Raw genomic sequence first — 24,083 nt, 5'->3', positions numbered from 1 at the left:
CTCGTATGAGCGCTCGCAGTCTCCACCTCGATCTCCATCGGCCACCCCGCCACGACATCAGCCGCGACAGCGCACCATTAGAAACCCGTGCCGCAAGGTGTGGCCCAGACAGCGGATACTGCGCCTCGATGGCGTGCGCAAATCCTTCGGCGTGGGCACGCCGCGGCAGATCGAGGTGCTGCACGGCATCGACCTGGTGCTGCGGCGCGGCGAGTTCTGCGCCCTGATCGGCCCCTCCGGATCGGGCAAGAGCACGATGCTCAACCTGATCGGCCTGCTCGACCGCCCGACGGCGGGGACGCTGTTCATCGAGGGGCGCGATACGCGCGACATGGACGACGCGGCGCTGACGCAACTGCGGGGGCGCAGCATCGGCTTCGTGTTCCAGCATCACCATCTGATCGGCGCCTTCACCGCCGCCGAGAACGTCATGATGCCGCTGCTGCTCGACCGCAATCGCCCGGACGCGGCGATGCGTCGCGGCGCCGAGACCCTGCTCGACCGGGTCGGCCTGCTGCCCTGGAAGGACAGTCGCGTCGGCAACCTTTCCGGCGGCCAGCAGCAGCGGGTCGCGATTGCACGCGCGCTCGCCATGTCCCCGGCGCTGGTGCTGGCGGACGAGCCGACCGGCAACCTCGATACGACGTCTGCCGATGGTGTCTTCGACCTGCTGCGGGAGATGAACCGTACGAGCCGCAACACCTTCCTGATCGTCACGCACGACCCTCGCCTGGCACAGCGGTGCGACCGCATCATCGAGATGGTGGACGGGCGTATCGTCGCCGATGAACCGGTGCTGGCGCCACGACGCATCGGCACGTCATAGGCCATGAAGTGATATGCGTGGGGTTGGTCGATCATGATGCTCCGCGTCGACGACGGCAATTCTCGTCGTGATAGCGTCGGCCATTGAGGGTCTGTTGCTGTCTCCGAGCGAACGGGCAGCGGCGCTGCCCGGGCCAGGGCCGCGGCGATCATACGCGGTCACGATCGATCGCCTGCCGCATGACGGTCGAAGCAGCAAGCGCCTCCTGCCTTCGACGTCGGGCATCGCATGCGTGCGAAACTCGTCCCTGCCCTGGACGTTATCCGGGGGGATTGGCGGGGGTCGGCCCCGCCCCTGGAGTGGCGCGCTTTGCCACATGCGAGGAGGACCACATGACCGAAACTACCCGACGCCAGCTGCTTCCCTTGGGTGCGGCAATCGCTATCGCCCCCACCATCCTGGCATCCGCGTCGCGCCCGGCCCAGGCCGCGTCGCGCGCCGAGATCGACGGCGAGGTCGCGAATGCCCTGCGCACCCTGCGCGCGCAGGCCAACACTCGCCCGCTCTTTGCCGGGGCAAAATCGATTCTGATCTTCCCGCGTATCCTCAGCGGCGGCTTCATCGTCGGCGGCCAATACGGCGAGGGCGCGCTGATCGCCGGCGAACGGACGCTCGGATACTATAATATCGCCGGGGCATCCTTCGGCTTCACGATCGGCGCGCAGGTTGCCGGCCTGGCCATGTTCTTCATGACGGATGCGGCGCGTGCGGCTCTTGATGCCGCGAGCGGCTGGGAGATCGGCACCGGCCCCACCGTCGTCGCCCTTGACCAGGGCATGCAGGCCAACATCACCTCGACGACGTTGAGCGAGCCGGTCTACGCGATCAGCTTCAGCCAGCAGGGATTGATGGCTTCGCTCTCGATCAACGGGTCGAAGATCACGCGCATCCAGCCGGAGTAACGGTTCGAGCCATTCCCGCCGGCGGCATGGCGCAATCGCCGCGAGACCCCCTGATGATCGGAGATTGCTCCGATCAAGAGGTCCGAAGTCTCCGCCGAGGATGCCGCGGCGGACCTCACCGCGCTCCGCTGGGACGTCGCCCGCCTGGCGGACTCCATGAGCGCGCTGGAGCAAGGCCTGGCAGAAGGCGCCGCGCGGCGCCCTTTGGATATCGTGGACGATCCAACGCCAAGATCGCGAGCATCCGCCCTTGGTGATCACGTGCACAACGGTGGAATCGCTCACCACTGTTGAGTCCAAGCCCGGTGTCTCGGGATCTTCGTCGCCCCGAGAGGCGTCATCAGTTGGCATCGTCGAGCGTCCCCGCTGTCGCGATCGGCGGCAGGGCGTCCGGTCTAGCGACCTGAAGCATCACGCGGCTGCAGGATGCCTATGGACGCTCGGTGGCGCGCCCCAGTAGCACCGATCCGACAGCCTCTCCGCGGCCTTCCGCGATCTCAACCCCGACGCCGCCCTGGACCAGACCCGCCGCTATGAGGCGCTCTGTGCCCACTACGACATGCGCCCGACCCGCAACAGCGGGGGCATCGCCCACGAGAACGGCTCGATCGAGGTGCCGCACCGCCACCTCAAGGACGCGCTCGGCCAAGCGTCGCTGCTGCGCGGCCACCGCGACTTCGCCGACCTCGCCGCCTCTGGCGCGCCTTCGTCGATGCCGTCGTCGGCCGCACCAACGCCGCCCGCCGCCGCCTCGTCGAGGTCGAGCGGCCGCATCTCGCGCAGCTGCCGCCGCAGCGCGCCGGCGCCGCCGAGGAAGCCCTTGTCACCGTCAGGGAATACATTGCCGCGGCGCGCTCGCCGTCACTGTCGCTACCGGCGAACATCCATGCCTTTCGGCTGAGCGCCACGCCGCGCAACTCGCGTTCCGCCGCCGTGTTCGTCCGGCAGATCCGGCCGTCGGTGAGGACGCGGCTAAAGGCGTCCCAGCGGGTTAACATGGTGGCCCCCCTCTCGCGTCCGCCATAGGCCCAGACGAGAAGAAGATCCGTCAGTGGGAGGCCAACCCCGCCTGATCCCTGCGGACCTCAAGGCTTGGCTGCGCGAGGCCACGGCATGTCTGCGCGCTCACCCTTCCCCTTTTAGACTCCGCATGGATGCAGCACATCGCCACGAAACGCAGGCGTTGTGCGGCTTTGGGCCAGATTGCAATCCTCCGTCGCGATGCACGGGAAGCGACGCGGGCGGGGGCGCTGCCACCGCCCGAGCGCGGATCTCGTTCCTGCATTCCTGGCAGGGCGGATAAGCGCCGGGGCGTTCCCCCGATTGCAAAGTCCGCACGAAGCCCCAGTCAGTGAGCGGCGAGCTTCCGGATCCGGGCCTCGAGCGCCGTCTGCACGGCCGCCGCCCGCTTCGCGATGGTCAGCGCATGGGCCAGTCGGGCAGTGCTCCGGGTCGCGGGATCGCTGGCCGCCTCGTACTCGAACCGAGCACGTACTTGCCGCGTCACCTCCAGCAGCACCGGCAGGGCCGCATCGGATGCCAACCAAGCCTCGACTTGATCGACGACCAGCCCGGGAAGGCCCGCCGGCCGTGCCGGCAACATGAACGTCGCTCCGGCACGAGCAACCAGCGCTTCCCCGGTGCCGCCACATGGATGTCGAACACCACAGAGCTATTCGGGACGACCGCGCCGTCGGCGCGGATGACCACATAAGGTTGCAGACGGACAAGCGTTCGCTGGAGCCGCTTTCCCTCCCCAAGAAGAGGCAACAGTGGCGCGGCGTCGGCTTCTAAGGACAGGCCGAGGATGTGATCCTCGGTCGCCCTATGCCGCTCCGTCCTGCGCGGCACCAGCGATCCGCCATCATCGAGGAGAGCCGCGCGGATAGGGATAGGGCCGGGCAGCGAAAAACGCATCGCTTGCTTCACTCGCTCGACTGCCGTTTCGACGCAAGGATGATGCGCGGCATCGACGGATTGGCTGCAACAGACGGTTGCCGGGTTGGCGAAGGACCTTGAGCAGGGAGGCACACATCCAACTTGCGCGACACAGCAAGCCTCGGGGCTCGGCCTGCCGCGCTCGATCGGCAGCGCGGGCATCGGTGCCTGCGTCATCGCCTCGTGTGCCCAGCAGGAGGATGTAGGCCGGCTGTGTCGCATTCCCTCGAACCAGCGAGGGCACTACTGCAGCATCAACGCCTCCACCGCGGCCATCCCGCATGCGGCGCGGCTGCAAGACCAGCGTCGGCCGCCTTCGCCTCCGTGTTACCACCGGGCGCCACTCGCAACAGGTCTGGCAACGGCTGTGCCCGGCAGAAATCTGCGCGTGTTGCCAGTGTTGCCGGTGTTGCCAGCGGTCAATGCAGGTTCAGGCGGAGGTTGCTCCCTGAGCACTGGATGGGGCGACGGACGCGCCGGATGCCGCATTCAAGCCAGGCCGATCGCGCGCGTTTGGAGGGGTGTCCGACTTCCTCGGACGATCTCGACACACCCTATCCGATCCCGCCGTGCCTGACGGCATCTGGAGGGGTGCGCAGGCGTGGGTCAGCGGAAAATGAGCCCGCTGAAGATCCGCCATCCAGGGACTGACTGGTTTCGGTTCCGCGTGAAGGGGTCCGAATAGCCTCTACCGCCTTGAAATAAAATGGTGCCCAGGGGCGGAATCGAACCACCGACACTGCGATTTTCAGTCGCATGCTCTACCAACTGAGCTACCTGGGCCCAAGCGGTTCCCGCGGGAACCTGGAGAGGGGCGGGAGATAGCCGAGGCCGCGCCGCCTGTCCAGCGGGGTCAGGGGCCGTCCTCATCCTCCGGCCGTCCGGGCTCATCGGCCTCGCCCGGGATCGCGTAACCGCCGGTCAACCAGCGGCCGAGATCCACCTGCGCGCAGCGCGCCGAGCAGAAGGGCCGAGCCTCGGCGCTCGCGCGGCGGCGGCAGATCGGGCAGCGCGGCAGGGCGGGCGGCTTGGCGTCAGCGGTCATGGGCGGCTTCCTCCACCTCGGCTTCGCTGGCGAGCGGGTCGGGATGCAGGCGGAGCGGCGTGCCCGCACCGGCGGCGAACTCATCGAGCGCACCGGGCAGGGCCTCGATCGCGGCGATGACGCCAGGCGGCGCGCGCAGCACGAGGCGCCGCCCCGGCCGCGCGGCGGCCTCCCGCATCGCGCGGCGCAGCGCCGCCAGCCCGCGCGTGAGCGGGGATGGCGGCCAGCCCAGCACCTCATGCAGCGGCGGGTGGACCCGGTCGCGCACGATCTCGGCCAGGCCGAGGCCGGTGAAGCCCACCAGCCGGGCCGCGGGGTCGGCGGCCAGCGCCGCGCGCAGCGGTTCGGCCAGTGCTTCGCGCCGGCGCGGCGACAACCCCGCGAAATCCACCAGGATGATGCCGCCCAGGTTGCGCAGGCGGATCTGCCGGGCGAGCACCGGTAGCGCATCCCGGTTCAACGCCACGACGGCCTGGGCGCCGCGCGCCCCGGCCACGCTGCCCGCATCCATGTCGATGGCCGTGAGCGCGGGGGTCGGATGGACCAGCAGGCGGCCGCCGCCGGGTAGCGGCACCTCCGGCCCGGCCAGCAGGTCGAATTCCCCTTCCAGGGCATCGTCGAAGGCCGGCGCGGGCACGACCCGGACGCGCCCGCCGAGTGTCGCGCGCAGCCGCGCGGCGTGCGCGGCGCTGTCGACCTGGACCTCCGCCTCGGGGTGGTTCAGCGCCAGGCGCTCGGCGGCCATGGGTCCGCGCGCGACCAGGAGCGGGGCGCCGGGCGGCGCGGCCGCGATGCGGGCGGCCTCGGCGGGCACAAGCCGGGCCGTCGCGCGCGGCCCCTTGCCGCCCTGCGCCGCGCGCAGGATGCGGAGCGGCAGCGCCATTCCTTCCTGTACCGCGGCGCCGATCGGGCGTCGCGCGTCGCCGGCCTCGCGCTCGGGCAGGAAGCCTGTCTCGCCGCCGGCGAGCGTCACGAAGGCACCGGCCATGGCGGATGCGACCGCGGCGACGCGGCCGCGCTGCAGGTCGCCGACCCCATCCGGCCGGGCCGGCCGCTCGACCCACGCCTCGCGCAGGGTGCCGCGCTGCAGAAGGGCCGTGCGCACCTCGCCCGGCGAGACGCTGACGAGGATCAGGGCGTGAGCCATCCGATGCCGCGCAGCAATTGCGCCGTCTCGAACAGCGGCAGGCCGACCACGTTGGAATGGCTGCCCGAGAGGAAACGGATGAAGGCCTCGGCGCGGCCCTGGATGGCGTAGCCGCCGGCCTTGCCCTGCCATTCCCCGCCCGCGAGGTAGTCCGCGACCTGCTGCCCGGTCAGGCGCTGGAAGGTCACCGCGCTTTCCACCACGCGCCGGAGCCGCCGTCCGTCCGGAAGGGCCAGGATCACGGCGGTCGTCACGCGATGGCGGCGGCCGGAAAGCAGGTCGAGGCAGGCGCGCGCCTCGTCCGCCGTCGTGGCCTTGGGCAGGATGCGGCGGCCGACGCCCACCACCGTGTCGGCGGCCAGAACGATCGCGGCGGGTGCCTCGGCGGCCGCGGCCTCGGCCTTGGCCAGCGCAAGGCGCGCGGCATGCGGGCGCGGGACTTCGCCCCTGAAGGGCGTCTCGTCGATGTCGGTGGCGATGACCCGGTCGGGCGCGATGCCGAGGCGGGCCAGGAGGTCGAGGCGCCGCGGGCTGGCGCTCGCCAGCACCAGCGGCGGGCGCGGGTCGGGCACCGGGGCTCTACTTGCGGCGGCCGGGGCGCATGCCGCTCACTTGAAGCGGAACGTGATGCGGCCCTTGGTCAGGTCGTAGGGCGTCATCTCGACATTCACGCGGTCGCCGGCGAGCACGCGGATGCGGTTCTTGCGCATCTTGCCGCTGGTATGGGCCAGAACGATGTGGTCGTTGTCCAGCTTCACGCGGAACATGGCGTTGGGGAGGAGTTCAACGACCTGGCCGCTGAACTCGATCATGTCTTCCTTCGACATCGGGCCTCATGGGTGGCGCGCGGCGCGCGCTGGTTGAATGGGGGCGCGACGGGCGCGCAGGCGACACGGCGACGCGTTGCCGCGCCGCCCGAAAACGCCCGGAACATGATCCCCGCGCCCGGCCGGGTCAAGCCGCGGTTGGGATTCAGCCCCCGAGGCGGAGCGCCACGCTGCGTGCATGGGCGGTCAGGCCCTCCGCTTCCCCGAGCGCGACGGCCGCCGGCCCCACCGCTGCGAGCGCCGTCTCGTCGGCCTCGACCCAGGTCGTGCGCTTGATGAAGTCGAAGACCGAGAGGCCCGAGGCGAAGCGCGCGGTGCGGCCGGTGGGCAGCACGTGGTTCGGTCCCGCGACATAGTCGCCCACGGCCTCCGGGCAGAAGCGGCCGAGGAAGGCGGCGCCGGCATGGCGGATGCCCGCCAGCAGGGCGCGCGGCTCGTCCACCATGAGTTGCAGGTGTTCCGGCGCCAGGCGGTTCGTGAGGTCCGCCGCTTCCGCCAGGTCCCGCACCAGGATGATCGCGCCGTGGCGGCGCCAGCTCTCGCCGGCGATGGCGGCGCGCGGCAGGTGGCGGAGTTCCTCCTCCACCGCGCGGGCGACGGCCCCGGCCAGCGCGGCGTCGGGCGTGATCAGGATCGATTGCGCGCTCTCGTCGTGCTCGGCCTGGGCCAGCAGGTCGACCGCCACGTGGCGCGGGTCGTTTGCGGCGTCGGCGATGACCACGACCTCGGACGGGCCGGCGATGGAATCGATGCCGACCCGGCCGAAGACCTGGCGCTTGGCCTCGGCCACATAGGCGTTGCCGGGGCCGACGATGCGATCGACCGGCGCGACCGAGGCCGTGCCCCAGGCCATCGCCGCCACGGCCTGCGCGCCGCCGATGCGGAACACCTCGGTCACGCCGGCGCGCTTGGCCGCCGCCAGCACCAGCGGGTTCAGCACGCCATCGGGTGTCGGCACGCACATCGCGATGCGCCCGACGCCGGCGGCGCGCGCCGGGATCGCGTTCATCAGCACCGAGGACGGATAGGCCGCCTTGCCGCCGGGCACGTAGATGCCGACCGCGTCGATCGCGCCCCAGCGCATGCCGAGGGTGAGGCCGGCGCTGTCCGTCATCTCGAGGTCGCGCGGCAGCTGCGCGACGTGGAACGCCTCGATCCGGTCGGCGGCCAGGTTCAGCGCGGCGCGGAGCTCGGGTCGGATCGCGGCGTCGGCAGCCTCGATCTCGGCGGGCGTGACGCGCAGCGCCGCGGCATCGGCCGGCGCCCAACGGTCGAAGCGGGCGGTGAGGTCGAGCAGCGCGGCATCGCCGCGCGCGCGGACGTCGGCGATGATCCCGGACACCGCGGCATCGACGCGGGCGGTGGTCTCGCGCGCCTCATCGAGCAAGGTGGCGAAGGCGGCTTCGAAGGCGGGGTCGGTGGTGGCGAGGCGCTTCATGCGTGGGACCCGGGGGGAGAAGGGAACTTCCCCCCCCGTACCCCCCTCAACCTTCTTTGGGAATTGGGAAGCGGATACCGGCTCGGGCGCCAAGGGCCAAAGAAGGGAGGGGGTGCGGGCATGGATCCACTTATCCCGAACGTCCATCCCGCATTCGTAACACCCACCGGCCAGATCACAGGTTCAAATCGGGGACACGCAACCGACGATCCCAATACGTGACGATCTCGATCTGACCGGCACCCATCGTGGCCGACGCGAAGTTGGCTTGGGGCCGAGAGTTCTAATCCCCACCGCTGCAGCGGTGGAAACCGGGGAACGAAATTCTCTGGGCGGGAACACGTGGCGGAGGAGGTGCGACTCGGCACAGGCGGTCTCCAGGCTGGAGCCTTGGAGAGCAATTAAAGGTGCGGCTACCGCCAAGTACCTACCAAATCTCAACATCCGTCTTTGGGCGGCGGCGCCCTGGGTGAGCCACGATCATGAGGAACGACGACGGGTCCGCGTGGCGGGCTTGGCCGAGGGCTCCGCGCCGATGAGGCGCGAAACCACCTCACGGTCATCCTTCTGCATGTCCTTCCTGACGCAGTCTCGGATCCAGGATAGGAAAGCCTGGTGACGAGGAAGGCTTGCCCGCTCTGACTCGCAGATGAGGTAGTAGCCTTCGCCGCTGACGACCGTCCTCTCGAAAGGCGCGAACAGTCGCCCGCTTTTCAGGTCCGCCTCAACGTAGACACGCTGCGCAATGGCCACGCCAAGCCCGTTCATCGCTGCCTGGTAGGCAAGCGAGGCGTTGGCAAACTGCCGTCCCGCCGTTGCATCAACACCCTCGACACCCGCTCCATCGAGCCAAATTCGCCATGCCTCCGGGCGCAACATCGAATGCAGGAGCGTGGCCGATCTGAGCGCTGCTGGCTCATGCGCCGTGCGCGCAAGGTGGCTCGAACAGACGGGGACGAGGGCGTCGTGAAAGAGCAACTCGGCGTGTACGCCACGCCATGAGCCATCTCCCTGCCATGCGACGAAATCGTCATCGGGACGCAGGGCCGCCGCCCGCTCGGCAGCAGTGGACACCTCGATATTGATGTCGCCATGGCGCTCGAAGAACTGCCCCAGGCGAGGAACAAGCCACCTGATCGCAAGCGTCGGCAGCATGCGGACCCGCAGACGCTGTGGCCCACTTGCAGTCATCGCGTCGCGTGTTGCGGATTCCATCAGATCGAAGGCTGGAGTGAGCCTGCGTAGCATCGCAGTGCCCTCCTCCGTGAGCGTGAGGCGTCGATCAGGGCCGCGTGAGACGAGCGGCACGCCCAGCACCATCTCGAGCGTGCGGAGCTGCTGACTGACTGCCCCTTCCGTCACGCACAGTTCCAGAGCGGCGCGACGGACGCCGCCAAGACGAGCGACGGATTCGAAGGCGCGTAACGCGCCAAGGGGCAGACGCGCTCTGTTTGGCATCAGGAAAACTAAACACGACCGCAGGAAGAATGGCTAGGGATTCCTAGCGCTCCCGATGATCTTCAGGCCGCGAACCAACGAGATCGAGCGACCACGCGTGAGCGAGCCATCCAATCTCTTGCCGAAGCCCGTACCTGGTGGCGAAGCCGCCGAAGAATTCTTGCCGCCGCCAGGTCATTCGCCTGCGGCGGCCAGGCCGCACCTCGTCTCGAGCACGATGCCTGCAGCGCCGCCGCCATCACCCGCAACCCGATCGCCCATTGGAGGAGTAGCGCCATGTCAGCACGCGGAGTGACCATCACGGTCAACGGTGAGGCGCGATCCATCGCGTGCGATCCGCGGACCTCCTTGCTCGACGCGCTGAGGGAGCACCTGCATCTGACGGGCACGAAGAAGGGCTGCAACCAGGGCGCATGCGGCGCCTGCACCGTGCTCGTCGATGGCCGGCGCATCAATGCCTGCCTCACGCTCGCGGTCATGCATCACGGCGCGGAGGTAACGACGATCGAGGGCCTCGCGACGGGCGACGCCCTGCATCCGCTGCAGGCCGCCTTCATCGATTGCGACGGACTGCAATGTGGCTTCTGCACGCCAGGCCAGATCGTGTCGGGCGTCGCTTGCATCAACGAGGGACACGCGAGTTCCGCCGCGGAGATTCAGGCATGGATGAGCGGCAACATATGCCGCTGCGGTGCCTACCTGGGGATCATCGCGGCCATCTCACAAGCGGCCGGGAGGAGCTGAAGATGTTCCCTTTCAGCTTCGATAAGGTCAGCACCGAGGACGAGGCGCTCCGGGCCGCGGCGGCGGGTGGGCGCTTCCTCGCCGGCGGAACGACCCTCATCGACCTCATGCGCGAAGAGATCGAGCAGCCTCGGCACCTGGTCGACATCAATGCGCTGCCGCTGGCGGAAATCCGCGCGGAAGGCAGCGACCTGCTGATCGGTGCGCTTGCCCGCATGGCCGACGTCGCGGGCCATCCGGAGACGCTGCGGCTGCATCCACTCATCGCTGAGAGCCTGCTCGAGGGCGCATCGCCCCAGTTGCGCAATGCCGCCTCGATTGGCGGCAACCTGCTGCAGCGCGTGCGCTGCCCCTACTTCCGCATGCGCGATGCAGCCTGCAACAAGCGCATGCCGGGGTCCGGCTGCTCGGCCATCGGTGGGCTCAATGCCGGCCATGCGATCATGGGCACGAGCGAGCACTGCGTCGCAACGCATCCCTCGGACCTGGCCGTGGCACTTGTCGCCCTCGACGCGACGCTGCGGGTGCGCGGGCCGGAAGGCGAACGCGGCTTCCCGGTTGAGGATCTCTTTCGTCTGCCGGGAGAGACGCCACACCTCGAGCACACGCTGATGCCCGGCGAACTGATCGTCGAGGTATGGGTGCCGGGCGGTCCACCGGCCCGGAAAGCCCGCTACCTCAAGGTGCGCGACCGGGCCTCGTACGAGTTCGCACTCGTCTCCACGGCAGTGGCACTCGACATCCAGGATGGCCGGATCCTGGGCGCGCGCATCGCCGCCGGTGGCGTCGGCACACGGCCCTGGCGCATGCGCGCTTCCGAAGCCGCACTCATCGGCAAGGCGCCGGTTCGGGAAGCATTCTCGGCCGCCGCGGAACTGGCCGTGAGGGGAGCGCGGCCGCTGTCCGGCAATCACTACAAGGTCGACCTGCTGCGGCGGACCATCGTCCGCGCCCTCGAAATGGCCGGAGAGATGACATGACCACGAACAGCATCGGCAAGCCACTCACCCGCGTGGACGGGCGCGCGAAAGTGACCGGAAGCGCCCAGTATGCGGCCGACTTCAACCAGCCGGACCAGGCCTATGCGGTCGTCGTCGGTGCGACGATCGGCCTGGGCCGCGTCTCAGGCATCGACGCCGAGGACGTGCTCGGCATGCCGGGTGTCATCGCAGTGCTGACGCATCTCAATGCTCCCCGGCTCGCCTACCTGCCCCACAAGGCGGTGATCGACCCGGCGGTCGGCGAACGCCTGCACGCGCTCCAGGACGATCTCGTGCACTTCCACGGCCAGCCGGTCGCGGTGGTCATCGCCGATACGCTCGACCATGCGGACCATGGCGCTGCCCGCCTCAATGTCCGCTACATCGCCAAGGAGCCCACTGTCGAACCGGTCGGCCCAGGCGCGACAACCGTCATCCCAGCAGCGGGCATTCAGCCGGATGCCTGGATTCGCGCGGACACCTCGCGTGGCGATGCCGACGTCGCGGTTGCGCGCGCGCCCGTGCGGATCGATGCGGCCTACGGCATCGCTCGCGAGAACCACAACCCGATGGAGCCTCACGCGACCGTCGCTGCGTGGGATGGCGACCGGCTGACGCTGTGGAGCAAGAGCCAGTACGTCGTGAACGAGCGGGCCGAGATGGCCGCCGTCTTCGGCATTCCCGCCGACGACGTGCAGGTGATCTGCCCCTTCATCGGCGGCGCATTCGGGACGTCGCTCAGGACCTGGCCGCATGTGACGCTGGCAGCAATGGCGTCACGCAAGGTTGCGCGGCCCGTCAAGCTCGTTCTCACCCGCAAGCAGATGTTCTCGCTGACGGGCCATCGCCCGCGCACCCACCAGCGCATCGTCCTTGGTTCGACCACGGATGGCAAACTGACCGGCCTCGTGCATGAGGGCATGGGCGAGACGAGCCGGCACGAGGAATTCATGGAGGCGCTGACCGCAGCCTCGGGCCTCATGTATGCCTGCCCCAACCTGCGCACGCGCTATCGCCTGGTGCCGCTCGACACCGGCACACCGAACCACATGCGTGGGCCGGGCGAGGCGAGCGGAATCTTCGCACTCGAATGCGCGATGGATGAGCTTTCCTACGAACTCGGCATCGACCCGGTCGAACTCCGTCGCCTGAACGAACCCACGATCGACGAGAGCAGCAACAAGCCCTTCTCCAGTCGCTCGCTGCTGGAGTGCTACGCCTTGGCGGCTGACCGCTTTGGCTGGTCCCGGCGAAACCCGGCGCCTCGCTCCATGCGCGATGGCCGGCTACTGATTGGAATGGGCGCGGCGTCCGCGAGCTATCCCGCCTATCATGCGCCGGCCAGCGCGCGAGTGCGTTTGCTGGCTGACGGCGGCGCCGAGGTCGAGGCTGCGGCCAGCGACATGGGACCTGGCACCTACACCTCGATGACGCAGGTTGCTGCCGAGACGCTGGGCCTGCCGCCAGGCCGGGTCCGGTTCCGCCTGGGACGGTCGGACTACCCACCGACGCCGTCGCATGGTGGCTCCTGGACCATGGCGTCCGTTGGCTCGGCGGTCCGTGCGGCCTGCATCGCTGTGCAGCAGGAGGTCATGCTGCGCGCCATCGCGGACCAACGCTCCGCCTTCTTCGACGCCATGCCCAGCACCCTGCGGTGGCTTGAGGGACGCCTGCTGCGCGAAGGTGGCTCATCGCAAGGCGAGAGCTACCGGGACATCGTGGCCCGTGCGGGCGAGGCGATCGAGGCAAAGGGCTCGGCGCAGCGGGATGCCGAAGTCGCCGGCCGGTACTCGATGCACGCGTTCGGCGCTGTCTTCGCCGAAGTCGCAGTCGATCCCGATGTTGGCACCATCAGCGTCAGGCGTGCAGTCGGGGCTTACGGCGCCGGCCGCATCATCAACCCCCGCCTCGCTGCCAGCCAATGCACCGGCGGCATGGTGGGTGGCATCGGCATGGCGCTCATGGAGCGCACCATGCTCGACAGGCGCGACGGCCGCTCGGTCAACGCGCACATGGCCGAGTATCTCGTGCCGGTGAACCTCGACATTGGCGTGCTCGAGGCGTTGTTCGTCGAGGAGCACGACCCGCATGTCAATCCGCTTGGCGTGAAGGGTCTCGGCGAGATCGCGCTCGTCGGCATGGCGCCTGCAATCGCAAATGCGGTGTTCCACGCGACAGGCAAGCGTGTGCGCGACCTTCCGATCCGCATTGAAGACGTGGTGGCCACATGACGGACGCGCATGGGGAATTCGGCTTGGTGCGCCCTCATGAATTCGAAGGCCCGGACGGAGTCTTGTCCCGCGCGAACCAGGCCGCCGCCTTTGCCAAGATGTCGCGCTCCTGGCGCAGGCGATGGTTCTCACGACGGAGCTTGCTCAGCTCCTCTCGCTCGGCGCTGGTCGTGCCGCCGTCGCGGCGCTGGCCGGCATCGCGCTCCGCCTGGCGGACCCAGTGCGCGATCGACTGCGCGTTCGGCTTGAACTCGCGCGCAAGGTCCTGCGGGGTTCGCCCTGATCGGACCAGCTCAACCATCTGCCGCCGGAACTCCGGCGGGTAGGGCACCCTGAATCTCGGTATCTCGAACACCTCCGTCTCAAGCCTCGGGGTGTCCACGAAACCGGGTCAACTCCAAATCGCGCATCGCCCAGCAGCGCCGTCGGCCGCACGGCGCGCGTGACGGCAGGGAGCGCTTCCGCGAGGTGCCACGCGCGGTCCGTCAGGCAGGCTGCGCAGGCTTCAGCCGGGCGCGGGTGCTGCGCGCGGGCGGCAGGAGTCCGCAGGGCGCACCTCGGCAGGCGTCAGGCACCCACCGAACGCCTCAGGCAATCTGCCGCTCACCCCGTCAGCTCAGCTCATCCCTCTCCGTTCCCAACCGGACTCTCATTTCCGTGACCGCCGGCCGTCATCGACGAGCGGTAACACGCTCCGCGTAAATTGTCGTAAAGCAGCGTAAGCAAGGTGCCGGGGGGCGGTTACAGTGTCGGAGCTGGTGTTCGCCTTCGGGCGATTTGAGTTGCATCCGGTTCGGCGCCTCCTGCTTGAGGGCGACCGCCCACTACGCCTTGGCAGCCGCGCGTTTGATATTCTGGTTGCATTGCTCGAGCGCGCAGGTGAAGTCGTCGGGAAGGACGAATTGATAGCCCGGGTTTGGCCGGGGATCTCCGTTGAGGAAGCCAATCTCAGGGTCCACGTCGCGGCGCTGCGCAAGGTATTGGGCAATGGCCAGGGCGGCCTCAAGCTTGTCACGAACGTGCCTGGTCGTGGCTACGCCTTCGTCGCCGAGGTCACGCGGCGTCAGGCGTCTGCCGCCGCCCCGCTTCCCGACGCCGCGCCGGGACGCCATCACAATCTCCCCTCTCCGCTGACCTGGGTTGTCGGTCGGAACGAAGATGTTCAGACCGTCAAGGCACAATTGGAGCGACGGCGGTTCGTCACCGTCGTCGGACCCGGCGGTATCGGCAAAACAACAGTCGCCCTGGCGGCTGCCGAGGCCCTTGCCGCTTCCTATGCGGACGGCGCCGTCTTCGTCGATCTCGCCCCCTTGGCTAATCCCGCACAGGTGCCAGGCGCCCTAGCCGCCGTGCTGGGACTTGCGGGCCGCGCCGACGAGACAACCGCGGCGCTCGCCGCCTACGCCCGAAGCCGACAACTGCTCATCGTACTCGACGGCTGCGAGCACGTGATCCAGGGCGCAGCCACCCTGGCGGAGGCGCTGTTGAAGTGCGGGCCTGGTGTGGGATTGCTTGTCACCAGCCGCGAGAGGCTTCGCGCCGAGGGCGAATGGGTGCTCCGGCTGTCGCCCCTCGCCTTGCCTCCAGCCGAAGCCGAGCTCAGCGCGGCGGAGGCCATGCGTTACCCGGCGGTGCAGCTCTTCGTTGAACGAGCTTCAGCAAGCATGGGCGGCTTCGAACTCAGGGATGCGGATGTGCCCACGGTGGTGGAGATCTGCCGCAGGCTCGACGGAATTGCGCTCGCGATCGAATTGGCGTCTGGCCGAATGGACACGTTCGGGCCGCGCGAGCTGGCCACACTGCTCGATGACCGGTTCCGCGTTCTCACGCGCGGCCGGCGCACTGCGCTGCCGCGCCACCAGACGCTTCGGGCAACGCTCGATTGGAGCCACGGCGTGCTGCCGGAAGCGGAACAGGTTGTTCTGCGCCGCCTGTCAATCTTCAACGCAGGCTTCACCCTATCGGCCGCACGCGAGGTGGCCCTGAGCGGCGTGGTCGAAGCCTCGCTCATTGAGGATCATCTGGCCGCCCTCGTCGCGAAGTCGCTCCTCGCAGTCGAGGTCGGCGACACCGAGGTGCGGTACCGACTGCTCGATACGACGCGCGCCTATGCGCGTGAGAAGCTCGCCGCAAGTAACGAGCTTGGAGAGTTCGCGCGGCGCCACGCCGAACATTTCCGGCGGCTGTTCGAGCGAGCCGAGGCCGAATGGGAGAAGAGCCCAACCGCCGAGTGGCTCGCGGTCTATGCCCGCGGCCTCGACGATCTCCGTGCTGCCCTGAACTGGGCCTTCTCGTCCGATGGCGACGTAGAGCTCGGCGTCGCGCTGACGATCGCAGCGGTGCCATTGTGGCATCAGCTCTCGTTGGTTGACGATTGCCTCAGATGGGTGGAGCGCTCGCTCGTCGCCATTGATGCGGCGCCAAGCCAGGAGGATCGCCGCAGCCGCAGGCTGAAGCTCTACGCCGCGTTCGGCTGGCCGCAGATGTATGCGACGGCGCGGGTCGACCGCGGCGCGGCGTCGTGGAGGACCGTGCTTCGTCTGGCCGAGGAACTTGGTGACGCCGACTACCAGCTGCGCGCTCTGTGGGCGCTCTGGGCAGACCGTACCAATGACGGCGAGTTCCGCGAGGCACTGTCCATCGCGGGTCGCTTCCAGAAGCTTGCGATGGCGACGAACACCGCCGATCCGGCCGACAAGCTCGTGGCCGAGCGAATGACGGGCGCAACGCTCCACTTTCTGGGCGACCAGGCCGGCGCCCGTGAGCGCATCGAGCACATGCTACGACGCTACGTCGCCCCTGCGCACCGATCGCACCTCGTCCGATTCCAGTTCGACCAGCGCGTGACGGCTCGCATCACGCTCGCGCGCGTACTTTGGCTGCAGGGCTTTGCGGACCAGGCGCTACGTGAGGTCGAGACTACAATTGCAGACGCCCTTGAGCTCAACCACACCCTCTCGCTTTGCAACGCGCTCGCGCAGGCTGCGTGCCCGGTCGCCCTCCTTGCCGGCGACCTTGCGGCAGCGGAACGGTTTTCCGCGATGCTGCGCCGCCATACGGCGGAGCAGGCGCTCGACGTCTGGCGGGCTTATGGAGAGTGCTTCGACGGCGAGCTTCTTGTCCGCCGCGGCGATCTCCAAGCCGGGCTGCAGCTTTTCCGGCCCGCCGTCGATGAGCTTCGGCGCGTCGGTTTCGTTCAGCACCTGACGGCGTTCCTCGCCACACTGGCCCGTAGCTTGATCGAGGGGCGGCAGGCCGACGTGGCACGCGCCGTGGTGGACGAGGCGCTCGAGCGCTGCGAGCGCGCTGGCGAGCGCTGGTCCGTCGCGGAGCTCCTCCGTATCCGGGGCGAAACTCTCATGGCGCAGCGAGTGCCGGACGCCGCGTTGGCGGAGCAGGCCTTCCGGGAGTCCTTGCGCGTGGCACGCTCGCAGGGCGCACTGTCGTGGGAGTTGCGGACCGCCACCAGCTTGGCGCGATTGCAGCGCGGGCAGCAGCGGTTCCACGAAGCCCGCGATCAGCTCGCGGAGGTCTACGCTCGTTTCGTCGAAGGCTTCGGGACGCCTGATCTGATGGATGCGGGCGCGCTCCTCAAGAAGCTCGACGGCGCAACAGACAACTAGCGTTCGTCCCGCTCCGGCCGACTTGGGCATCGCGTGCCCGCGCGGTGCGCCTCTATGCGTGTCTCTGCGCCGGTTTGCACCGCTTTACTCGCGTCGCTCGTGCCACGTCCGCATTCTCGCCGTGTCGGATTGCGGTGCCTTTGGGCCTCGCTTCCCTCGCCGAACCGGAGGTGCATGACGATGGCAACCGAACTCCCCCCCAGCAACACGACCAACTCGCGTCGCTCCTTGCTGCTGGCCGGCGCGCTGTCCGCCACCGCCGCGGGCGCATTGGGCACCCACCAGCCGGCTGTCGCGCAACAGCCGCGTCCGGGCACACGACGAGACAATCCAAGGAGAAACCCCATGAACACGATCACTCTTCGCGACGGCGTCCAGATATACTTCAAGGATTGGGGCCCGCACGCCGGCCAACCCGTGGTGCTGAGCCATGGCTGGCCGCTGAACGCCGATAGCTGGGAGGCGCAGGCCTTCCATCTCGCGGCGAACGGCTACCGCGTCATTGCTCACGACAGGCGCGGCCATGGCCGTTCCAGCCAACCGTGGGACGGCAATGATATGGACCACTACGCGGACGATCTCGCGCAACTCATCGAAGCGCTCGATCTTCGCAATATCTCGATGTTCGGCTTCTCGACCGGCGGCGGCGAGGTCGCGCGCTATATCGGGCGGCACGGCACCGGGCGCGTCGCCAGGCTCGCCCTGATCTCGGCTGTGCCACCGCTGATGCTGAAGACCGAAGCCAATCCCGACGGCACGCCGATCGAAGCGTTCGACGGCCTGCGCGCCGGCAGCCTGGCCGACCGCTCGAAGCTCTACCTCGACATCGCGAGCGGCCCGTTCTTCGGCTTCAACCGTCCTGGGGCCCAGCCGTCCCAGGGGATGATCGATTCCTTCTGGCTGCAGGGCATGATGGCGGGTCACAAGAACACCTACGACTGCATCAAGGCGTTCTCCGAGACCGACTTCACGCAGGACCTGCGCCGGTTCGACAAGCCGACGCTGCTGGTCCACGGCAGCGACGACCAGATCGTGCCGATCAACGCCGCCGCGAGGGCCGCGCAGCGGCTGGTCCCGCACGCGGTGCTCAAGGTGTATCCGGGCGCCCCGCACGGTCTGGCCGACACCCACAAGGATCAGCTCAACGCGGAGCTGCTCGGCTTCCTCCGGGGCTGAGTCGTAGCCGTTCAGCCGCGCGCTAGCATCGAACGAAAGGAGCAGTCCATGACGAACTTATCCCGTCGAGCGTTTTCGCTCGGCTTGCCAGCAGCCTTTGTCGCGGCGAGCGCTGTTGGCCCCGGTCGCACTGCATTCGCGCAGGCACGAGCCGTCGCCACGAAGGAGGTGGTCCCACTGGCACAAATCACGGTGGGACGATTCACTGTGACGGCGCTCATCGACGGCTACGCGGACATGCCGTTCACCTACTTCACCGGCCGGCCGGCGCAGGCGGTGGAAGCAGGCGCGCGGGCTCAGTTCGGGGCCAGGCCGAATGGCATCCGCTTCGCCTTCAATCAATATCTTATCGACGACGGCGAGCGCCTGATCCTGATCGACACCGGACCTGCGGGCTCGCTGGGCGAGACGGGACGTCTCCCCGGGGCGCTAGAGGCTGTGGGCGTCCGCGCGGACCAGATCGACGCGGTCATCGTCACGCATGCGCACGTCGACCACATGGGCGGACTCGTGGCCGGCGGCCGGCGTAACTTCCCGAAGGCGTCACTGCATGTGGACCGCCGCGACATCGCCTACTGGACCGATCCCGCCAAGCGGGCGGCCGCGCCCGATTTCCTGAAGAGCAGCTTCGATGCCTGCGCCGAGATGGTCCGCCTGTATCCCGATCTGCAGGCCATCGATGGCGAGCGGCAGATCACGCGCGGCGTATCGGTTGTCGACCTGACCGGTCATACCCCCGGCCACATCGGCGTGCGGGTCGAGGATGGTGGGCGTAGCCTTCTCATGGTGTCCGACATGCTCTTCCCGTCGGTTCACCCTGCGGACAGTGGCATCGGCTTCCTGTTCGAGCAGGATCCCGCCGCGGCGCACCAGATGCGGGCCCGCTTCTTCCCGCGCGCCGCCGAGGAGGGTGGGCTGATCGCCGCCACCCACATGCCCTTTCCCGGTCTCGGACGCATCGTGTCCGACGGCGGGCGGCTGCGCTGGCTCGCGGCGGATTGGGCGCATCAGGGATAAGTCGAGGATTCGCGTCGCGCGATCCGCGGGCGCGCCACGCAGGAAAGGCATAAGGCGTCATGGGCATCTTCTTCGGCGAACGCGCCTCCGCACCGACCCGTCGCGGCTTCTGTCTGTGTTGCCTGATGACCGCGGGCGTCACCGCATCCGGCGAATGGCTGACGCCGCGCGAGGCCTTCGCACAGGCGCAGAACGTCGTTGACGGAATGCGCGGGGCGGCGGTCTCGGCACCGATCGCCATCCGCCGCCTGCGCGGCGGGGTTGGCATGCTGGAAGGCGCGGGCGGCAACATTGCCGTTCTTGGCGGGTCGGACGGCAAGCTGTTGGTGGATGCCGGTCTGACCGGCTCGCGCATGAAGATCGAGGAGGCGCTCGGCGCGTTCGGCCGCGAGCCGATCCGGCACCTGATCAACACGCATTGGCACTTCGACCATGCCGACGGCAATCAATGGATCGGCGAAGCCGGCGCCACCATCATCGCGCACGAGAACACCGGCAAATACCTGTCGATGACGCAGCGGGTCGAGGATTGGGACTTCGACTTTCCGCCCGCGCCGCGGCTCGCGCTGCCCAGCCGCGTCGTCCGGGGCGATGACGTGTTGCGGCTGAACGGTGCCACCGTGATGCTGCGCGCGCACCGCCCCGCACACACCGACGGCGACATTTCCGTCACTTTCGCCGAGGCCAATATCCTCCATACGGGCGACACCTTCTGGAACAACGCCTATCCGTTCATCGACTACTCCACCGGCGGGAGCATCGACGGCACCATCCGGGCGACCGAGGAGAACCTGGACGGCAGCGCGGATGACACGGTGGTGATCCCGGGTCATGGGCCCGTCGGCACACGACGCGACCTGCGCGACTACCGCGACGTCCTCGTCGACATCCGTGGCAAGATCGCGACGCTCAAGCGGCAGGGCCGCAGCCTTGAGGAAGTCATCGCCGCACGGCCGACGGCGGCACATGACGCGCGATGGGGCGGCTTCATCATCCCACCCTCCCTCTTCGCCCGCCTAGTCTTCATGGGGGTGTGACATCCAGGGACCTCACGCCAGGCCGCTTAGCACGTTTCGTGCGCCGGCGGCGCCGCAGTGACCGCGCCCGACGCCGCGCAAACCGCGAACGCCTCCCAATCAACAACGCAGGATGCACAGACATGACTGGAAGACTTGAAGGCAAGATTGCCGTCGTCACGGGCGGCAACAGCGGCATCGGCCTCGCGACGGCCAAGCGCTTCGCCGCCGAAGGCGCCCGCGTCTTCGTTACCGGTCGCCGTGAGGCGGAACTGGCTGCCGCCGTCGCCGTGATCGGGCCGAGCGCGACCGGAATCCACGCGGACTCAACCAGATCCACCGATCTTGATCGCCTGTATGAGCATGTGAAGCATGCGGCAGGGCGTATTGACGTGCTCTTCGTCAACGCCGGCGGCGGCTCGATGCTGCCGCTCGGTTCGATCACCGAAGCGCAGTACGAAGACACCTTCGGCCGCAACGTGAAGGGCGTGCTGTTCACGGTGCAGAAAGCGCTGCCGCTTCTCGCCGATGGCGCATCGGTCATCCTGACCGGCTCAACGGCAGCAACACGCGGGACGCCGGCTTTCAGCGTCTACGCTGCGTCCAAGGCGGCAGTGCGCTCCTTCGCGCGCAACTGGATATTGGATCTGAAGGAGCGCCGCATCCGGGTGAACGTGCTCAGCCCCGGTCCCACTGAGACTCCCGGCCTGGTGGGACTAGCCGGTCCTGATGCCGCCGACCAGCAGAGCCTGCTCAGGCAGCTGGCTGCAGAGGTGCCACTCGGCCGCGTCGGCGATCCCGACGAAGTCGCCAGTGCTGCGCTGTTTCTGGCCTCGAACGACGCGAGCTTCGTCACGGGTGCGGAGCTCTTCGTCGACGGTGGCGAGGCCCAGGTCTGACCTGATGATCGCGTGCCCGCCAAACCACCTTTGGTGAGTTCATCATGATCCCGGATCTCGCCCGGCAGAGCCTCATCGTCGCTTCGTTGCAGCGAACGTCGTCGTCGCACCATCGCGAGCGCCGCGGTCGGCGCCGTTCTCCGGAGTCATCCAACGCCACCTCCATCTGCCAACGCAGCCAGCAGCCCTGACGGCCTGTTGCGGCTGCGATCCGATGAGTAACGCGGCCCCGCGTCACAGGGCATGTCCGAAGCCGCACACCCTTGAAGGAGGAACCCGTCATGCCGCGTACCACCAAGCGAGTTCTGCACCTGTTTGCCGGCGTCCTGGCCTACGGCCTGTTGTCACCGGCGTCCCCTGTGCACGCTCAGGCGACGCTGCCACCGAGCGTCGGCTCTGCCAGCACCCTGCCGACCGGTGGAGGCGCCGCCCTGCTCGACGCGTCCGACATCGCCATCCTGCTGCTGGATCACCAGTCGGGTCTGTTCCAGACGGTGAGGGACATACCGGTTGCGGATCTTCGATCGAACGTCGTGATGCTGGCGAGACTCGCCACCTTGATGAACGTCCCGGTGATCACCTCCGCGTCGGAACCGAACGGCACGAACGGGCCGCTGATGCCCGAGATCCATGAACATGCGCCGCACGCCGTGTATGTGGCGCGCAGAGGTGAGGTGAATGCCTGGGACAACGAGGACTTCGTCCGCACGGTCCGCGCTACCGGGAAGAGAACCCTGATCATCGCCGGCGTGTGGACCAGCGTTTGCGTGATGTTCCCGGCGCTCGATGCGAGACTGGCGGGATACCGGGTCTATGCGGTCATGGACGCCTCCGGCGACGTGAGCGAGATGGCCAACCGCACCTCTCTCGCCCGCTTCGTCCAGGGCGGCGTGATTCCGACAACGACGAACGCGGTCCTCTCCGAGGTGCATCGAACATGGAACCGGCCCGAGGCTGGCGCGATCGGCGCGCTCTACGCGCACGTATCGCCGAATTACGCGGCGGTCGTGGAGAGCTACAGGAGGGCTCAGGAAGCTGCGAGACAGCAGCCGTCCAGCTCCGCCGCCCAAGCCACGCGGCCGTGATGCGATGTCGGAACAGTCAGGCGGCGGCGACGGCGATGCAGCTGTCGGGAGAGCGCGTAAAGACGATTGGGATGCAGTGCGGTGCCGAGCAATCATCAACGCAGGATGCACGGATATGACTCGGAGACTTGAAGGCAAGATTGCCGACGTGACGGGCGGCAACAGCGGCATCGGCCTCGCGACGGTCAGGCGCTTCGCCGCCGAAGGCGCCCGTGTCTTCGTTACTGGTTGGCGCGAGGCAGAATTCGCCGGCGCTGTCACTGCGATCAGGCCGAACGCGATGGGGATCCAGGCGGACCCGACCAGATCTGCTGATCTCGATCGCCTGTACGAGCAGGTGAAGCATAGAGCCTGCTGAGGCATCTCGCCGCCAAGGTACCACTCGGCCGCGTCGGTGATCCCGACGAGGTAGCTAGCGCCGCTGTGTTCCTCGCTTCGGATGAGGCGAGCTTCATCACAGGCACCGAGCTGTTCGTCGATGGTGGCGAGGTCCAAGTGTGACGAAACGCCCAAAAGCACCGAAGGAGTAGGGTCTCATGCCCAGGACCGTGTTGATCACCGGTTGTTCGAGTGGCTTCGGCGCGGCGACTGCGCGGCTGTTCGCTTCGAAGGGATGGAACGTGATCGCCACCATGCGCCAACCGCAAGCCGATCTGGGTCTTGGCGCCCTCACGAACGTTCTGGTGGAGCGGCTCGACGTACAGGATCAGGCGAGTATCGGGTCGGCAATCGAAACCGGTCTCGCACGATTTGGACGGATCGACGTGCTCGTGAACAATGCAGGCTTCGGCTTGTTCGGCATCTTCGAAGCGACGCCTGCAGACAAGATCCGCGAGCAGTTTGACGTGAACGTCTTCGGGCTCATGGAGGTCACGCGGGCGATCTTGCCGCATTTCCGCGCCAACCGGGCCGGCGTGCTGGTCAACATCAGCTCGGGCGCCGGCGTCTTCGCCCTGCCGATGATATCCCTCTACTGCGCATCCAAGTTCGCCCTCGAGGGATTCAGCGAGGCGCTGTCGTATGAACTCGCGCCCCTCGGCATACGGGTCAGGGTCGTCGAACCGGGTGGAGTGATTGAAACAGGTTTCGGCAAGCGCAGCGAGCTCGAGGCTGGGGGACATGCGTCGCCGGTCGATTACGCAGGCTTCGTCGCAGTCGCCGAACGCTTCTTTAGCGGCCTGCGCGTCGCCCGCAGCGGCGCTACCAGCGAGCAGGTCGCCGAGGTCATCTATGCTGCTGCGACGGACGAGACCGACCGGCTACGCTATGTCGCGACCGAAGACATCGCGCCGCTCGTCACGGCCCGGCGGGAGACTTCTGAGGAAGCCTACATGGCTTTCATGCGCAGCAGTGTAGCACCGCAGCTTGAGGGATAATTCGCGCCCGCAGGAGCAGCCGGCCGCGTGAAGCGTGGCCTTTGCCGAGGAGATCGACATGGACAAACGCAAAGCGGCGGGGAAGAACGGGGACGACGCCGCATCGCTCCGGGTCCTGAACAGGCCGCGCCTTCCGCCGCCGGTGTTCCGGCGTCGCGTCACGTTGGGAAGCGTCAAGGTACTTTGCCGCGAAGCGAGTCTTGCTCACGCGCCCGTTGCATTCCTGCTGCAGGGATTTCCCTCATCATCATACATATTCCGAAACCTGATCCCGCGGTTCACGCAGGCGGCGCCGAGGGCCGCCAGTGCTGCCCCCGCAAACGCAAGCCAGCCCTGCACGCGCGCCAAGACCGCG

Annotated in this window: 23 protein-coding genes, 1 tRNA gene and 1 pseudogene; 14 read left to right on the top strand and 11 right to left on the bottom strand. The window is 68.1% G+C overall.

Going from position 1 to position 24,083, the window contains the following annotated elements; genetic code table 11:
• The first annotated feature begins 133 nt into the window (after positions 1-133).
• Positions 134-826: an ABC transporter ATP-binding protein gene (locus E8M80_RS23325; RefSeq protein WP_240790191.1), complete on the top strand. Its 693-nt coding sequence runs from the start codon at positions 134-136 to the stop codon at positions 824-826.
• A gap of 332 nt (positions 827-1,158) precedes the next feature.
• Complete coding sequence (locus tag E8M80_RS23320) at positions 1,159-1,728, top strand: YSC84-related protein (RefSeq protein WP_137128131.1); 570 nt, start codon at positions 1,159-1,161, stop codon at positions 1,726-1,728.
• A gap of 552 nt (positions 1,729-2,280) precedes the next feature.
• On the opposite strand, the gene E8M80_RS27075 is transcribed toward E8M80_RS23320, so the two are convergent.
• The 10 genes and pseudogenes from E8M80_RS27075 to E8M80_RS23275 all read right to left on the bottom strand — a co-directional run bounded on the left by E8M80_RS27075 (position 2,281) and on the right by E8M80_RS23275 (position 9,581).
• The gene (locus E8M80_RS27075) at positions 2,281-2,502 is read right to left on the bottom strand and encodes a hypothetical protein (protein WP_170979591.1); all 222 of its coding nucleotides are present in this window, start codon (positions 2,500-2,502) and stop codon (positions 2,281-2,283) included.
• A gap of 47 nt (positions 2,503-2,549) precedes the next feature.
• Positions 2,550-2,726 (bottom strand): annotated as a pseudogene (locus E8M80_RS23315) (transposase); the annotation flags it as partial.
• 350 nt (positions 2,727-3,076) lie between these two features.
• The gene (locus tag E8M80_RS23310; protein ID WP_137128130.1) at positions 3,077-3,331 is read right to left on the bottom strand and encodes a hypothetical protein; all 255 of its coding nucleotides are present in this window, start codon (positions 3,329-3,331) and stop codon (positions 3,077-3,079) included.
• A 1,042-nt stretch (positions 3,332-4,373) separates the two neighbouring features.
• Positions 4,374-4,449, bottom strand: a tRNA-Phe gene (locus E8M80_RS23305).
• A 70-nt stretch (positions 4,450-4,519) separates the two neighbouring features.
• The gene (locus tag E8M80_RS23300) at positions 4,520-4,711 is read right to left on the bottom strand and encodes a DNA gyrase inhibitor YacG (protein ID WP_137128129.1); all 192 of its coding nucleotides are present in this window, start codon (positions 4,709-4,711) and stop codon (positions 4,520-4,522) included.
• Positions 4,701-5,858, bottom strand: coding sequence for a ribonuclease E/G (locus tag E8M80_RS23295; RefSeq protein WP_137128128.1), 1,158 nt, complete (start codon positions 5,856-5,858; stop codon positions 4,701-4,703). The genes E8M80_RS23300 and E8M80_RS23295 overlap by 11 nt, the downstream gene beginning before the upstream one ends.
• Positions 5,843-6,430 carry a nucleoside triphosphate pyrophosphatase gene (locus E8M80_RS23290; RefSeq protein WP_137128127.1) on the bottom strand — a complete coding sequence of 196 codons (588 nt, stop codon included), beginning with the start codon at positions 6,428-6,430 and terminating at the stop codon, positions 5,843-5,845. The genes E8M80_RS23295 and E8M80_RS23290 overlap by 16 nt, the downstream gene beginning before the upstream one ends.
• 36 nt (positions 6,431-6,466) lie before the next feature.
• Entirely contained in the window at positions 6,467-6,685 is a 219-nt protein-coding gene (infA, locus tag E8M80_RS23285; RefSeq protein WP_137128126.1) for a translation initiation factor IF-1, read from the bottom strand.
• Positions 6,686-6,830: 145 nt separating this feature from the next.
• Positions 6,831-8,123, bottom strand: a complete 1,293-nt coding sequence (gene hisD / locus E8M80_RS23280; protein WP_137128125.1) for a histidinol dehydrogenase — start codon at positions 8,121-8,123, stop codon at positions 6,831-6,833.
• A 480-nt stretch (positions 8,124-8,603) separates the two neighbouring features.
• Positions 8,604-9,581 carry a LysR substrate-binding domain-containing protein gene (locus E8M80_RS23275; RefSeq protein ID WP_137128124.1) on the bottom strand — a complete coding sequence of 326 codons (978 nt, stop codon included), beginning with the start codon at positions 9,579-9,581 and terminating at the stop codon, positions 8,604-8,606.
• A 276-nt stretch (positions 9,582-9,857) separates the two neighbouring features.
• On the opposite strand from E8M80_RS23275, the gene E8M80_RS23270 reads away from it, so the two are divergent.
• From E8M80_RS23270 to E8M80_RS23260, 3 genes are read left to right on the top strand one after another with little or no spacing between them, the layout of a single operon-like run.
• Positions 9,858-10,325: a (2Fe-2S)-binding protein gene (locus tag E8M80_RS23270; protein WP_137128123.1), complete on the top strand. Its 468-nt coding sequence runs from the start codon at positions 9,858-9,860 to the stop codon at positions 10,323-10,325.
• Between the two features lie 2 nt (positions 10,326-10,327).
• On the top strand, positions 10,328-11,305 hold the full coding sequence (locus tag E8M80_RS23265; RefSeq protein ID WP_137128122.1) for a xanthine dehydrogenase family protein subunit M: 978 nt from the start codon (positions 10,328-10,330) through the stop codon (positions 11,303-11,305).
• On the top strand, positions 11,302-13,536 hold the full coding sequence (locus E8M80_RS23260) for a xanthine dehydrogenase family protein molybdopterin-binding subunit (RefSeq protein WP_137128121.1): 2,235 nt from the start codon (positions 11,302-11,304) through the stop codon (positions 13,534-13,536). The genes E8M80_RS23265 and E8M80_RS23260 overlap by 4 nt, the downstream gene beginning before the upstream one ends.
• Positions 13,537-13,570: 34 nt before the next feature.
• Here the strand turns inward: E8M80_RS23260 and E8M80_RS23255 are convergent, their stop codons facing one another.
• Entirely contained in the window at positions 13,571-13,867 is a 297-nt protein-coding gene (locus tag E8M80_RS23255) for a transposase (RefSeq protein ID WP_255467551.1), read from the bottom strand.
• Positions 13,868-14,282: 415 nt separating this feature from the next.
• On the opposite strand from E8M80_RS23255, the gene E8M80_RS23250 reads away from it, so the two are divergent.
• The 9 genes from E8M80_RS23250 (at position 14,283) to E8M80_RS23215 (ending at position 23,728) form a co-directional block, all read left to right on the top strand.
• Positions 14,283-17,159: a winged helix-turn-helix domain-containing protein gene (locus E8M80_RS23250; protein WP_137128119.1), complete on the top strand. Its 2,877-nt coding sequence runs from the start codon at positions 14,283-14,285 to the stop codon at positions 17,157-17,159.
• 345 nt (positions 17,160-17,504) lie between these two features.
• Positions 17,505-18,335, top strand: coding sequence for an alpha/beta fold hydrolase (locus E8M80_RS23245; RefSeq protein WP_206035728.1), 831 nt, complete (start codon positions 17,505-17,507; stop codon positions 18,333-18,335).
• 48 nt (positions 18,336-18,383) lie between these two features.
• Positions 18,384-19,352: an MBL fold metallo-hydrolase gene (locus E8M80_RS23240; RefSeq protein WP_137128117.1), complete on the top strand. Its 969-nt coding sequence runs from the start codon at positions 18,384-18,386 to the stop codon at positions 19,350-19,352.
• A 59-nt stretch (positions 19,353-19,411) separates the two neighbouring features.
• Positions 19,412-20,389 (top strand): MBL fold metallo-hydrolase, encoded by a 978-nt coding sequence (locus E8M80_RS23235; RefSeq protein WP_137128116.1) that lies wholly within the window; start codon positions 19,412-19,414, stop codon positions 20,387-20,389.
• A 122-nt stretch (positions 20,390-20,511) separates the two neighbouring features.
• Positions 20,512-21,267 carry an SDR family oxidoreductase gene (locus E8M80_RS23230; RefSeq protein WP_137128115.1) on the top strand — a complete coding sequence of 252 codons (756 nt, stop codon included), beginning with the start codon at positions 20,512-20,514 and terminating at the stop codon, positions 21,265-21,267.
• A 281-nt stretch (positions 21,268-21,548) separates the two neighbouring features.
• A complete protein-coding gene (locus E8M80_RS23225; RefSeq protein ID WP_137128114.1) occupies positions 21,549-22,352 on the top strand; it encodes an isochorismatase family protein in 804 nt (267 codons plus the stop codon).
• Between the two features lie 148 nt (positions 22,353-22,500).
• Positions 22,501-22,710: an SDR family NAD(P)-dependent oxidoreductase gene (locus E8M80_RS26380; RefSeq protein WP_206035727.1), complete on the top strand. Its 210-nt coding sequence runs from the start codon at positions 22,501-22,503 to the stop codon at positions 22,708-22,710.
• Positions 22,704-22,853 carry an SDR family oxidoreductase gene (locus E8M80_RS26375; RefSeq protein ID WP_206035729.1) on the top strand — a complete coding sequence of 50 codons (150 nt, stop codon included), beginning with the start codon at positions 22,704-22,706 and terminating at the stop codon, positions 22,851-22,853. Before E8M80_RS26380 ends, E8M80_RS26375 begins: the two co-directional genes overlap by 7 nt.
• A gap of 35 nt (positions 22,854-22,888) precedes the next feature.
• Positions 22,889-23,728: an SDR family oxidoreductase gene (locus tag E8M80_RS23215; RefSeq protein WP_137128113.1), complete on the top strand. Its 840-nt coding sequence runs from the start codon at positions 22,889-22,891 to the stop codon at positions 23,726-23,728.
• Positions 23,729-24,083: the final 355 nt, after the last annotated feature.

This window comes from Roseomonas sp. HF4 (assembly GCF_005222755.1).
Taxonomy (GTDB): Bacteria; Pseudomonadota; Alphaproteobacteria; order Acetobacterales; family Acetobacteraceae; genus Neoroseomonas.
Note: the sequence above shows the minus strand (reverse complement) of the source record. Positions and strands in the feature narration are given on the sequence as shown.